12 protein-coding genes are annotated in these 12,871 nt (G+C 63.1%); 5 read left to right on the forward strand and 7 right to left on the reverse strand.

What is annotated here, in order from left to right:
- Positions 1 to 138: 138 nt before the first annotated feature.
- The 6 genes from fba to tkt form a co-directional block, all read right to left on the reverse strand.
- The gene (fba, locus tag UB48_RS01985) at positions 139 to 1,203 is read right to left on the reverse strand and encodes a class II fructose-bisphosphate aldolase (RefSeq protein ID WP_043863595.1); all 1,065 of its coding nucleotides are present in this window, start codon (positions 1,201 to 1,203) and stop codon (positions 139 to 141) included.
- A gap of 95 nt (positions 1,204 to 1,298) precedes the next feature.
- Positions 1,299 to 1,625, reverse strand: coding sequence for an MliC family protein (locus UB48_RS01990; RefSeq protein WP_045193810.1), 327 nt, complete (start codon positions 1,623 to 1,625; stop codon positions 1,299 to 1,301).
- 51 nt (positions 1,626 to 1,676) lie between these two features.
- On the reverse strand, positions 1,677 to 1,895 hold the full coding sequence (locus UB48_RS01995) for a hypothetical protein (protein ID WP_045193812.1): 219 nt from the start codon (positions 1,893 to 1,895) through the stop codon (positions 1,677 to 1,679).
- Between the two features lie 31 nt (positions 1,896 to 1,926).
- Complete coding sequence (locus UB48_RS02000; protein WP_045193813.1) at positions 1,927 to 3,090, reverse strand: phosphoglycerate kinase; 1,164 nt, start codon at positions 3,088 to 3,090, stop codon at positions 1,927 to 1,929.
- Between the two features lie 12 nt (positions 3,091 to 3,102).
- Positions 3,103 to 4,170 (reverse strand): erythrose-4-phosphate dehydrogenase, encoded by a 1,068-nt coding sequence (epd, locus tag UB48_RS02005; protein ID WP_045193814.1) that lies wholly within the window; start codon positions 4,168 to 4,170, stop codon positions 3,103 to 3,105.
- A gap of 154 nt (positions 4,171 to 4,324) precedes the next feature.
- Positions 4,325 to 6,322, reverse strand: coding sequence for a transketolase (gene tkt / locus UB48_RS02010; RefSeq protein WP_045193816.1), 1,998 nt, complete (start codon positions 6,320 to 6,322; stop codon positions 4,325 to 4,327).
- Between the two features lie 259 nt (positions 6,323 to 6,581).
- Between tkt and UB48_RS02015 the strand changes: the two genes are divergently transcribed.
- The 4 genes from UB48_RS02015 to UB48_RS02030 all read left to right on the forward strand — a co-directional run bounded on the left by UB48_RS02015 (position 6,582) and on the right by UB48_RS02030 (position 11,091).
- Positions 6,582 to 7,583: a metalloregulator ArsR/SmtB family transcription factor gene (locus tag UB48_RS02015; RefSeq protein ID WP_045193817.1), complete on the forward strand. Its 1,002-nt coding sequence runs from the start codon at positions 6,582 to 6,584 to the stop codon at positions 7,581 to 7,583.
- A gap of 12 nt (positions 7,584 to 7,595) precedes the next feature.
- Entirely contained in the window at positions 7,596 to 8,786 is a 1,191-nt protein-coding gene (gene metK / locus UB48_RS02020; RefSeq protein ID WP_038997515.1) for a methionine adenosyltransferase, read from the forward strand.
- A gap of 170 nt (positions 8,787 to 8,956) precedes the next feature.
- Entirely contained in the window at positions 8,957 to 10,636 is a 1,680-nt protein-coding gene (gene ligB, locus UB48_RS02025) for an NAD-dependent DNA ligase LigB (RefSeq protein WP_082075372.1), read from the forward strand.
- A 59-nt stretch (positions 10,637 to 10,695) separates the two neighbouring features.
- Positions 10,696 to 11,091, forward strand: a complete 396-nt coding sequence (locus tag UB48_RS02030; RefSeq protein WP_045193820.1) for a DUF1090 domain-containing protein — start codon at positions 10,696 to 10,698, stop codon at positions 11,089 to 11,091.
- A gap of 46 nt (positions 11,092 to 11,137) precedes the next feature.
- On the opposite strand, the gene UB48_RS02035 is transcribed toward UB48_RS02030, so the two are convergent.
- The gene (locus tag UB48_RS02035; protein WP_045193982.1) at positions 11,138 to 11,584 is read right to left on the reverse strand and encodes a cytochrome c; all 447 of its coding nucleotides are present in this window, start codon (positions 11,582 to 11,584) and stop codon (positions 11,138 to 11,140) included.
- 130 nt (positions 11,585 to 11,714) lie between these two features.
- Between UB48_RS02035 and UB48_RS02040 the strand changes: the two genes are divergently transcribed.
- Complete coding sequence (locus UB48_RS02040; protein WP_045193821.1) at positions 11,715 to 12,866, forward strand: murein transglycosylase A; 1,152 nt, start codon at positions 11,715 to 11,717, stop codon at positions 12,864 to 12,866.
- Positions 12,867 to 12,871 lie beyond the last annotated feature (5 nt).

Genomic DNA, 12,871 nt, shown 5'->3' on the forward strand with positions numbered 1-12,871 from the left:
CTGAAGTCAGCACATTGCCATCATGGGCGGAATGGCCTGTTAGCCGACTAACGGTCTGTCCGTCCGGGCCATGCGCATTGCCTTCCTGGCGCGCAGGCACAAAAAAGCCCGCATCGCTGCGGGCTTTTCTGTTCAGGCTTAATTGACCTTGGCGGCCAGCTCACCTTTGGCGTAGCGCTGGAACATCGCTTCGAGGGAGATCGGCTTGATCTTCGAGGCGTTACCAGCAGTGCCGAAGGCTTCGTAACGGGCGATGCAGACGTCGCGCATGGCCTTGACGGTTTCGCCGAAGAACTTGCGTGGGTCGAATTCGCTCGGGTTGGTGGCCATCAAGCGACGCATGGCACCGGTGGACGCCAGGCGCAGGTCGGTGTCGATGTTGACCTTGCGCACGCCGTACTTGATGCCTTCGACGATTTCTTCAACCGGCACGCCGTAGGTTTCCTTGATGTCGCCGCCGTACTGGTTGATGATCGCCAGCCACTCTTGCGGTACCGAGGACGAACCGTGCATCACCAGGTGGGTGTTGGGGATGCGCTTGTGGATTTCCTTGATGCGGTCGATCGCCAGCACGTCGCCAGTAGGCGGCTTGGTGAACTTGTAAGCACCGTGGCTGGTACCGATGGCGATGGCCAGGGCATCGACCTGAGTGCGTTTGACGAAGTCGGCAGCTTCTTCCGGATCGGTCAGCATCTGGCTGTGATCCAGTACGCCTTCGGCGCCGATACCGTCTTCTTCACCGGCCATGCCGGTTTCCAGCGAACCCAGGCAGCCCAGCTCGCCTTCAACCGAAACGCCGCAGGCGTGAGCCATGGCAACGGTTTGCTGGGTAACACGGACGTTGTAGTCGTAGTCAGTCGGGGTCTTGCCGTCTTCGCCCAGCGAGCCGTCCATCATCACCGAGCTGAAGCCCAGCTGGATCGAGCGCTGGCAGACGTCAGGGCTGGTGCCGTGGTCCTGGTGCATGCACACCGGGATGTGCGGGAATTCTTCGATCGCAGCCAGGATCAGGTGGCGCAGGAACGGCGCGCCGGCGTATTTGCGGGCACCGGCCGAGGCCTGGACAATCACCGGGGAGTCGGTCTTGTCAGCGGCTTCCATGATGGCGCGCATCTGCTCGAGGTTGTTGACGTTGAAAGCTGGAACGCCGTAGCCGAATTCAGCGGCGTGGTCCAGCATCTGGCGCATGCTAATGAGTGCCATTGTGTATCTCTCTCCCGACAAGCGTCGTTTTTCGTGCAAGCCTGCCGCAGCGGCGGTTGCTATTCAAGTAGTGTGGGCCTTCGAGGCCCGGCCAGTCACGGCGCCTTGCAGCCCCGCCCTATCAAATCGTTGGTGGCGACCCAGTACACCAGGCCTTCGTCACCCTTGCTGTGGAACGCCAGCACTCCATCGCTGTACAACGCACCCGAGCCACTGGGCTCCGGCTTGAGCCGGTAGACCTGGTCGCCGCCACCCAGGCGAACATCCACCTCCTGCTGGCTGCTGTCGGCAAAGCGCCAGAGCACTTCAACCTGGCTGTCGCAGACCCAGCGGGTCCAGTTGTCGGCCGGTGCCGGCGCAGGCTTGAGGCTTGCGCAACCACCGAGTACTGCCAGGGCCATCAAGGCCGCAACCGCTTTCATCCAATATCCTCTAGCAGACCACAAACCGGCCGGTAGGTTGCCGTGAACCGATCAAGGGCAACCCTGGGCCCGGCGCTGATGTTCGTCGTCGTATTTTTCCAGGCCATCCGGGCCCAGCCTTTTGTTGATCACCGGTGCCGTTTCAGCCTGCCATTCAGACTGATAGCAGCCGCCTTTCGGCGCGCCGGGCTTTGCCGGCGCCTGCTCCGGGTTACTGGAGCAAGCGCCGAGCAGACCGGCCAGGATAATCACAGGCAATTGCTTGACCATGCAGGTCGCTCCCTTTGCCAGGCCGAATGGATCAGGCCTTGGCTCGCTGTTCCAGCACTTCAACGGCCGGCAGCACTTTACCTTCGACGAACTCGAGGAAAGCACCGCCACCGGTAGAAATGTAGGAGATTTGCTCGGCAACGCCATATTTGTCGATGGCCGCCAGGGTATCGCCACCACCGGCAATGGAGAACGCCGCGCTCTCGGCGATGGCCTGGGCCAGGACCTTGGTGCCATTACCGAACTGGTCGAATTCAAACACGCCGACCGGGCCGTTCCAGAGGATGGTCTTCGACGACTTCAGCAGCTCGGCGAAGTTGGCCGCGGTTTGCGGGCCGATGTCGAGGATCATGTCGTCTTCGGCAACGTCGGCAACCAGTTTGACGGTCGCGGCGGCGCTTTCGGCGAATTCCTTGGCAACCACGACGTCCACTGGCAGCGGTACGTTGACCTTGGCAGCGATGGCCTTGGCGGTGTCGATCAGGTCAGGCTCGTACAGCGACTTGCCGACCGGGTGACCGGCCGCGGCCAGGAAGGTGTTGGCGATGCCGCCGCCGACGATCAGCAGGTCGCAGATCTGGCTCAGGCTGTTGAGCACGTCCAGCTTGGTCGACACCTTGGAGCCGGCAACGATCGCCGCCATCGGCTTGGCCGGGGCTTTCAGGGCCTTGCCCAGGGCATCCAGCTCGGCCGCCAGCAGCGGGCCGGCAGCAGCGACCTTGGCGAACTTGGCTACGCCGTGGGTCGAGCCTTCGGCGCGGTGAGCGGTACCGAAGGCGTCCATCACGAACACGTCGCACAGGGCAGCGTACTTCTGCGCCAGCTCGTCGGCGTTCTTCTTCTCGCCCTTGTTGAAGCGCACGTTCTCGAACAGGACGATGTCACCGGCCTTGATTTCGACACCGTCGAGGTAGTCGGCAACCAGCGGCACGTCGCGGCCCAGGGCCTTGCTCAGGTACTCGGCGACCGGCTTGAGGCTGTTCTCGGCAGAGAACTCGCCTTCGCTCGGGCGGCCCAGGTGCGAGCAGACCATCACGGCCGCGCCCTTTTCCAGGGCCAGCTTGATGGTCGGCAGCGAAGCGAGGATGCGCGCATCGCTGGCAACCACACCGTCCTTCACAGGCACGTTGAGGTCTTCGCGGATCAGTACGCGCTTACCTTGCAGATCGAGGTCGGTCATCTTCAACACGGTCATGAATGCAGTCCTTCAGGGCTGTTTACAAGTGGAGCGGGTTTGATTGACGACGTGCAGAAAGTGATCGGCAACGTCGAGCATACGGTTGGCAAAACCCCATTCGTTGTCGAACCAGGCCAGCAGGTTGACCAGCCGGGGGCCGGAAACGCGGGTCTGGCTGGCATCGACAATCGCCGAATGCGGGTCATGGTTGAAATCACAACTGGCGTGCGGCAGTTCAGTGTAGGCCAGCAGCCCCTGCAGCGGGCCGCTCAGGGCGGCTTCGCGCAGCACCCGGTTGACCTCGCCGGCGGTGGTGTCGCGGGCGGTCTGCAGGGTGATGTCCAGGCACGACACATTGACGGTCGGCACGCGTACGGCTTTGGCCTGAATTCGCCCGGCAAGTTCCGGCAGCAGCCGTTCGATACCACGGGCAAGGCCCGTGGACACCGGGATCACCGACTGGAACGCCGAACGGGTACGGCGCAAGTCTTCGTGGTGATAGGCGTCGATGACCGGCTGGTCGTTCATCGCCGAGTGGATGGTGGTAATCGACACGTACTCCAGGCCAAAAGCCTGGTCCAGCACCCGCAACAGCGGCACGCCGCAGTTGGTGGTGCAGGAGGCGTTGGACACCAGCTTCTCGCTGCCGTCCAGGCAATCCTGGTTGATTCCGTAGACCACCGTGGCGTCGACATCCGCCTCGCTGGCCATGGGCTGGGAAAACAGCACCCGCGGCGCGCCGGCGTCGAGAAAACGCATGGCATCGGCGCGGGTGTTGTAGGCGCCGGAGCACTCCAGCACCAGGTCGACGCCCAGCGCCGCCCAGTCGATCCCTTCCGGGGTGGCACTGCGCAAGACTTTCACGCAGTCGCCATTGATATGCAGACAATCGCCGTCGACCTTCACCTCTCCGGGGAAACGCCCGTGGGTGGAGTCGAAGCGTGTCAGGTATTCGATACTGGCCTGGTCGGCCAGGTCGTTCAGCGCAACGATCTCGAAGCCCGCCTTCGCCCCCCGCTCAAAGAGTGCGCGCAAGACGCAACGACCAATACGGCCGTAGCCGTTGAGTGCAACTTTGTAAGGACGCGATTGGGGCATGGGATGCTCACGGAACAGAAGCGTTATCTGCAACCTGCGGGAATCGAGTTGACTTCAATCGCTGGCAAGCCAGCTCCCACAGGGATCACCGCAGCCCCTGTGGGAGCTGGCTTGCCAGCGATGAAGCCGACGCCAGTCCCACAGGGAAACGGGATCAGTCTTCCAGCAGCTCTTCAGCAGTACCCAGGATGTTTTCCAGGGTGAAACCGAACTCTTCGAACAGGGCCGACGCAGGTGCCGACTCGCCGTAGGTGGTCATGCCGATGACGCGGCCTTCGAGGCCGACGTACTTGTACCAGAAGTCGGCGTGGGCCGCTTCGATGGCGATCCGCGCGCCGACTTGCAGTGGCAGTACCGACTGCTTGTAGCCAGCATCCTGGGCATCGAACACGCTGGTCGACGGCATCGACACGACGCGGACCTTGCGGCCTTGCTCGGTCAGCTTGTCGAACGCCTGAACCGCCAGGCCGACTTCGGAACCGGTGGCGATCAGGATCAGCTCAGGCTCGCCGGCGCAGTCCTTGAGGACGTAGCCGCCGCGGCTGATGTTGGCGATCTGCCCGGCATCACGCTCTTGGTGCTGCAGGTTCTGACGCGAGAAGATCAGCGCCGACGGGCCGTCTTTACGCTCCAGGGCAAACTTCCAGGAGACCGCCGACTCGACGGCATCGGCTGGGCGCCAGGTGTCCAGGTTCGGGGTGCTGCGCAGGCTGGTCAGTTGCTCGATCGGCTGGTGGGTCGGGCCGTCTTCGCCAAGACCAATGGAGTCGTGGGTGTAGACGTGGATGACCCGCTGTTTCATCAGCGCCGACATGCGCACCGCGTTGCGGGCGTATTCCATGAACATCAGGAAGGTCGCGCCGTAAGGCACCAGGCCGCCGTGCAGGGCGACGCCGTTCATGATCGCGGTCATGCCGAACTCGCGCACGCCGTAGAACATGTAGTTGCCGCTGGCGTCTTCAGCGCTGACGCCTTTGCAGCCTTTCCACAGGGTCAGGTTGGAACCGGCCAGGTCAGCCGAGCCGCCGAGCAGTTCAGGCAGCAGCGGGCCGAAGGCGTTCAAGGCGTTCTGGCTGGCTTTACGGCTGGCGATGGTCTCGCCCTTGGCCGCGACTTCAGCGATGTAGGCTGCTGCTTTCTCGGCGAAATCGGCCGGCAGGTCACCGCTCAGGCGACGCACCAGTTCGTTGGCCAGCTCCGGGTGAGCGGCGGAGTAGGCAGCGAAACGCTGGTCCCACTCGGCTTCAACGGCCTTGCCGGCTTCCTTGGCATCCCACTCGGCGTAGATCTCAGCCGGGACTTCGAACGGGCCGTGGTTCCAGTTCAGCTCTTTGCGCGCCAGGGCGATTTCGTCGTTGCCCAGCGGAGCACCGTGGCAATCTTCCTTGCCCTGCTTGTTCGGCGAGCCGAAACCGATGATGGTCTTGCAGCAGATCAGGGTCGGCTGCTCGCTCTTGCGCGCGGTGTCGATGGCGGTGCGGATTTCGTCGGCGTCATGGCCGTCGACATTGCGGATCACCTGCCAGTTGTAGGCTTCGAAACGCTTAGGGGTGTCATCGGTGAACCAGCCTTCGACTTCGCCGTCGATGGAGATGCCGTTGTCGTCGTAGAAGGCGATCAGCTTGCCCAGGCCCAGGGTACCGGCCAGGGAAGCGACTTCGTGGGAAATACCTTCCATCATGCAACCGTCACCCAGGAACACATAGGTGTGGTGGTCGACGACGTTGTGGCCTGCGCGGTTGAACTGGCCAGCCAGGACTTTTTCCGCCAGGGCGAAACCGACGGCGTTGGCCAGGCCCTGGCCCAGCGGGCCAGTGGTGGTCTCGACGCCCGGGGTGTAACCGAACTCTGGGTGGCCCGGGGTACGGCTGTGCAGTTGACGGAAGCTTTTCAGGTCGTCGATCGACAGGTCGTAGCCAGTCAGGTGCAGCAGCGAGTAGATCAGCATCGAACCGTGGCCGTTGGACAGCACGAAGCGGTCGCGGTCGGCGAAGTTCGGGTTGGTCGGGTTGTGCTTCAGGTAGTCACGCCACAGAACCTCGGCGATATCCGCCATGCCCATAGGGGCACCGGGGTGGCCGCTGTTGGCCTTTTGCACGGCATCCATGCTGAGGGCACGAATGGCGTTGGCACGCTCACGACGGCTGGGCATCGCTTATCTCCTGGGTGTTGAATTAGTTACGAAACGAAAAAAGGCGGCCATTTTCGCCCAGGCACGTGTCCGGGGGCAATGACGGATGGTCGATGCAGCATGATTTTCCTGTGATTGAGCAAAGAATCAGGCGTTAACCCGGGCAAACAGCCGGATCGGTCGCTTGGCCTGCGACGAATTGCCCCGCCTATCGAGCAATATCAAAACTTTTTGATATTGGCCTTGCGAGGCAATCGTTGCCTGACTAGACTGCCGCTCCATGAACCTACCCGTGCCGTCGATCCGCCAAGAGCAAAGCGATGCGCTGGCTGCCCTGTGCAAAGCCGGCGGCGATCCGCTGCGCCTTAACGTATTGCGCGCCCTGGCCAGCGATTCGTTCGGCGTACTGGAACTGGCGCAGATCTTCGCCATTGGCCAGTCGGGCATGAGCCATCACCTCAAGGTGCTGGCCCAGGCAGGCCTGGTCGCGACCCGCCGCGAAGGCAATGCGATCTTTTACCGCCGCGCCCTGCCCGATGGCCTGAGCCTGGGCGGCAAGCTGCATGCGGCATTACTTGAAGAAGTCGACGGGCTGAGTCTGGCCGATGAGGTCCAGGCCCGTATCGCCCAGGTGCAACAACGCCGGGCTGCCACCAGCCAGGACTTTTTCCTGCGTGTCGAAGAGAAATTTCGCGCCCAGCAGGATTTGATTGCCGGCTTGCCGCAGTACCGCGAAAGCTTGCTGGCCCTGCTCGACAAGCTCAGTTTTGAAGCCGGCGCCGAGGCCCTTGAAGTGGGCCCCGGCGATGGCGAGTTTCTTCCCGAGCTGGCCCGGCGCTTTGCCCGGGTCACCGCCCTGGACAACAGCCCGACCATGCTCGACCTGGCCCGTAGGGTCTGCGAGCGTGAAGGTCTGGCTAATGTGAACCTGCAGTTGGCCGATGCACTCAGTGCAACGGATGTGGAAGCCGACTGCGTAGTGCTGAACATGGTCCTGCACCATTTCAGCGCCCCGGCCGAAGCCCTGCGGCAGCTGGCCAACCGCGTGAAACCAGGCGGAAGCCTGTTGGTAACAGAGTTGTGCAGCCACGACCAGAGCTGGGCCAGAGAGGCCTGTGGCGATATCTGGCTGGGCTTCGAGCAGGACGACCTGGCCCGTTGGGCCAGCGCTGCGGGACTGGCTCCCGGGGACAGCCTCTATGTGGGCTTACGTAATGGTTTCCAGATTCAGGTCCGCCATTTTCAGCGACCGGCTGGCGACATCACCATCGGTAAATTTTAGGAACCCGTCGAGATGAGCGAATACTCCCTTTTCACCTCCGAGTCCGTGTCTGAAGGGCATCCGGACAAAATCGCCGACCAGATTTCGGATGCGGTGCTGGACGCCATCATCACCCAGGACAAATTCGCCCGCGTGGCGTGCGAAACCCTGGTAAAAACCGGCGTCGCGATCATCGCTGGCGAAGTCACCACCTCGGCCTGGGTCGATCTGGAAGACATCGTTCGCAAAGTCATCGTCGATATTGGTTACAACAGCTCCGACGTCGGCTTCGATGGCGCGACCTGCGCGGTCATGAACATCATCGGCAAGCAATCGGTAGACATCGCCCAGGGCGTTGACCGCAGCAAGCCTGAAGACCAGGGCGCCGGCGACCAGGGCCTGATGTTCGGCTACGCCAGCAACGAAACCGACGTGCTGATGCCAGCACCGATCTGCTTCTCGCACCGTCTGGTCGAGCGCCAGGCCGAAGCGCGCAAGTCCGGCCTGCTGCCGTGGCTGCGCCCGGACGCCAAATCGCAGGTTACCTGCCGTTACGAAGGCGGCAAGGTAGTGGGTATCGACGCCGTGGTGCTGTCGACCCAGCACAACCCTGAAGTGTCGCAAAAAGACCTGCAGGAAGCGGTGATGGAGCTGATCGTCAAGCACACCCTGCCGGCCGAACTGCTGCACAAGGACACCCAGTTCCACATCAACCCGACCGGCCAGTTCATCATCGGTGGCCCGGTAGGCGACTGCGGCCTGACCGGTCGCAAGATCATCGTCGACAGCTACGGTGGCATGGCCCGTCACGGCGGTGGCGCGTTCTCCGGCAAGGACCCGTCCAAGGTTGACCGCTCCGCCGCCTACGCCGGGCGCTACGTGGCCAAGAACATCGTCGCCGCCGGCCTCGCCGAGCGTTGCGAGATCCAGGTTTCCTACGCCATCGGTGTCGCTCAGCCGACGTCGATCTCGCTGAACACCTTCGGCACCGGCAAGATCTCCGACGACAAGATCGTCCAGCTGGTGCGCGAGTGCTTCGACCTGCGTCCGTACGCGATCACCACCATGCTCGACCTGCTGCACCCGATGTACCAGGAAACCGCTGCCTACGGTCACTTCGGCCGTATCCCGCAGCAGAAGACTGTCGGCGACGACACCTTCACCACCTTCACCTGGGAACGCACCGACCGCGTCGACGCCCTGCGCGCTGCTGCCGGTCTGTAAGGGCTGAAGCTACAAGCTGCAAGCTGCAAGCTGCAAGCAAAGCCCCGGCCGGGTGACTGGTCGGGGCTTTTTCATTGGCCTAGACACATGACCTGACATGTTGAACACCTTCAAGGCGCTCAATCTTTCCTAGGCTTGGTATTCCACCCCGCCGAGCAAGGATGCTCGCCATGCTGCACACGTCCCTGCTGTCCCTTCTGCTCTTCTTCTGGCTGCTTCCGGCACACGCGCAGACTTGCCCCGACTGGCCGCCTGTTCAGGCCCGGGCTGAAATCCGCCAGCTCCAGCAGACGCTTGCCGACTGGGACGATCACTATCACCGTCAGGGTGTCTCGCTGGTCGCTGACGAACTCTATGACCAGAGCCGCACACGCCTGGGCCATCTGCAAAGCTGCTTCCCGACGCCAGCCAGGCCGCAGGACAGCCCGTTGAAAACCGCTGTCGGCCCCTTGCGCCACCCGATTGCCCATACCGGCCTTGGCAAGCTGGCCGACGATGCGGCGGTCAAAGCCTGGATGCACGGCAAGCAAGAGCTGTGGATTCAGCCCAAGGTCGATGGCGTGGCCGCTACCCTGGTTTATCGCGACGGCAAGCTGGTGCAACTGATCAGCCGCGGCGACGGCGTCCATGGCCACGACTGGAGCCGGCACATCCCGGCCCTGGGCACACTCAACCAGCAGTTGCCCGAGTCCCTCGACCTGGTGCTCCAGGGCGAACTGTTCTGGCGCCTGGACGGCCACGTACAGGCCAATGCCGGCAGCCTCAACGCCCGCGGCAATGTCGCCGGCCTGCTGGCGCGCAAACGTATCAGTGCCGAACAGGGCGCGGTGGTCGGCTTGTTTGTCTGGGCCTGGCCACTGGGGCCGGCCGATCAGCGCGAGCGGCTCAAGGGCTTGAGCGCGTTGGGTTTTGAGCATAGCGAGCGTTACAGCGAGCCCTTGGGCAGCTTCGCCGAAGCTGCCCGCTGGCGCGAACACTGGTACCGCAGCCCGCTGCCCTTCGCCAGCGACGGCGTGGTGCTGCGCCAGGGCCAGCGCCCGCACGGCAGTCGCTGGCAAGCGCGCGACCCGTACTGGGCAACCGCGTGGAAATACCCCTTTGCCCAGGCGCTGGCGCAAGTCCGGGGCGTACACTTCAACATCGGCCGTACCGGGCGTATCACCCCGGTGCTGAAGATCGAGCCGGTGCAACTGGATGACCGGCAGATCCGCCAGGTCAGCCTCGGCTCCTTCCAACGCTGGCAGCAGCTGGACATCCGCCCCGGCGACCAGGTGGCCATCAGCCTCGCCGGGCTGACCATTCCACGCCTGGATGAGGTGGTGCACCGCAGTGTTCAACGCATGGACATCGCAACCCCTGACCCTGCCCACTACCACTCGCTAAGTTGCTGGCAACCCGACGCTGGCTGCCGTAGCCAATTCGTCGCCCGCCTCAATTGGCTCAGTTCCAAGCAAGGCCTGAACATGCCCCGTTTGGGCCCAGGCACCTGGGAAAAACTCATCGACAGTGGCCATGTGCAAGGCCTGGGCGACTGGCTCGACCTGCAGGATGAAGACTTGCAATCGGTGCCAGGGCTTGGCGAACGCAGCCGCCAGCAGTTACTGCAAGCCTTCGACCAGGCCCGCCGGCAACCCTTTGTTCGCTGGCTCAGTGCCCTCGGCGTTCCAGCCGCGACGCCCTTGGCAGCGGACACCACCTGGGCAGACCTGCGCCAGCGCGATGCCGGGCAATGGCTGGCCGAGCCGGGTGTTGGCCCAGGCCGCAGCGCGCAATTGCTGGCGTTTTTCCGCTCACCGCAGGTGCAGATAGTGGCCGAACAATTGCGCAGACACACAATCGAGGGTTTCTAATTTCGCCGGATCAGGGCAGCATCATGGATTCTGCCAAGCCCGCGACAACGGAGCCCCTAATGAAACTGCTTTCCCCGCTTGCCCTGTTCACCGTCTGTTCACTCCTGGCCACGCCCCTGCTGGCTGCCGAACAACAGCCAGGCCTGACCGGTTGCGCAGCCAAGAAGCAAGCCATCAGCGAACAGATCGAACAGGCTCGCGCCCATGGCAACAGCAATCAGCAAGCCGGCCTGGAAAAAGCCCTCAGCGAAGTGACCGAGCATTGCACCGATGCCAGCCTGCGCAAAGAGCGCGAACAGAAAGTCCTCGATGCCCGTCACGAAGTGAACCAGCGCACCAAGGACCTGGACAAGGCCATGAAAAAAGGTGACGCCGAGAAGATCAACAAGCGCAAGGACAAGCTGGCAGAGTCCAAGCAGGAGCTGCAAGACGCTCTGAAAGAGCTGGAGAAGTAACTGACAGCGTTATTGTCGGAGCGGATTTATCCGCTCCCGCAGCCACTCAGTGATTTCGAAACTCGGTATGACAGGCTTTGCACGCCGCCTCGACCTTGTCCATCGGCGCAGCCAGGTCAGCCGCCTTGAGCGGCTGGGTGCGGGTCACCGCGACCAGTTCGGCGGTACTGGCCTCCATCTGCCGAGCCAGGTCCTGGAAGCGTGCCTGCTTCTCCCAGACATCGGCGCGGGCGCTGGTATCATCCTCTTCGCGAACCTGTGGAAAGTGCTTCCAGGGCTCGCGGGACAGGCTGTCGAGCTTGACCGCGCCATCGGCGAACTTCTGCCCATCGAAGGCCAGGCGCCCACGCAACATGCCGCCGAGGTCTTCACTGGTCTTGAGCATTTGCTTGAAGATCGTCTTGCGCTGGCCCAGTGGCGAGTTGGGATCGACCCCGCCACAGGCACTCAGGGTCAAACACGCCAGCAGTACAACAGAAAGTCGCTTGAGCATCTTGATCACTTCGGCTCACGGAAAAAGGCGGCCAGTATCCTCGCCTCACCGGCAAAGACCAATACCCTTATTAAAACTACGGTTTGCGAAAACGGCTGCAAGCCACGCCAACCGTCGAGGAACCCCGTTGATGAAACTTCCTTTGCGCCACCTCGGCTGGACCCTGTCAGTGCTGGCCCTGCTGGCCGGCTGCAACGGCAGCGCGCCGGAAAAACCCAAGCCACACCCGCTGGCTACCTACGTCGGCGCCACCTGGGAAGACCTGCCACAGGTCAGCGACAGCGACCTGGTCGCCGGTTTCGAGTCCTGGCGCAGTGCCTGCGAGCGGCTCAAGCGCGATGCGATCTGGGCCAACACCTGCAGCGCAGCGGCAGCCATTGCTGCCAGCCCGGCTGAAGTACGCAGCTTTCTTCAGGCGCAGCTGGACGTCTACAGCATGCGTTCGGCCGAGAACAACGCCAACGGCTTGATCACGGGTTACTACGAGCCGGTCTACCCCGGCAGCCTGACCCAGACCGACAGCGCCACTGTGCCGGTCTATGGCGTACCGGACGACATGATCGTGGTGGCGCTGGACAGCGTCTATCCCGAACTCAAGGGCAAGCGTCTGCGTGGCCGCCTCGAAGGCCGGGTACTCAAACCCTACGACACCGCAGAAACCATCAATGCCCAGGGCGCCAAGGCACCGGTACTGGCCTGGCTGACCGACCCGATGGACCTGCAGTTCCTGCAGATCCAGGGTTCTGGCCGCATCCAGCTGGAAGACGGCCGCCAACTGCGCATCGGCTATGCCGACCAGAATGGCCACCCCTATCGCCCGATCGGCCGCTGGCTGGTGGAACAAGGGCAATTGAAGAAAGAAGAAGTGACCATGGGCAGCATCCATGCCTGGGCCCAGAGCAATCCGGCGCGGGTGCCGGAACTGCTGGCGAGCAACCCCAGCTATGTGTTCTTCAGCACCCGCCCGGACAGCAACGAAGGCCCGCGCGGCTCGCTTAATGTACCGTTGACCGCCGGCTACAGCGTGGCCATCGACCGCAAGGTGATTCCGCTGGGCAGCCTGCTGTGGCTCTCGACCACGCGCCCTGATGGCGCGCCGGTGGTGCGTCCGGTGGCCGCCCAGGATACCGGCGGGGCGATCACCGGCGAAGTGCGCGCCGACCTGTTCTGGGGCACTGGCACTGAAGCCGGCAAACTGGCCGGCGACATGAAGCAGCAAGGCCAGATCTGGCTGCTGTGGCCCAAGGGCGCAGCCTTGCCGGCCGTGCCCCAGGTGCCGTGACGCGG

It is taken from the genome of Pseudomonas sp. 2(2015), assembly GCF_000955865.1.
Classification (GTDB): Bacteria; Pseudomonadota; Gammaproteobacteria; order Pseudomonadales; family Pseudomonadaceae; genus Aquipseudomonas.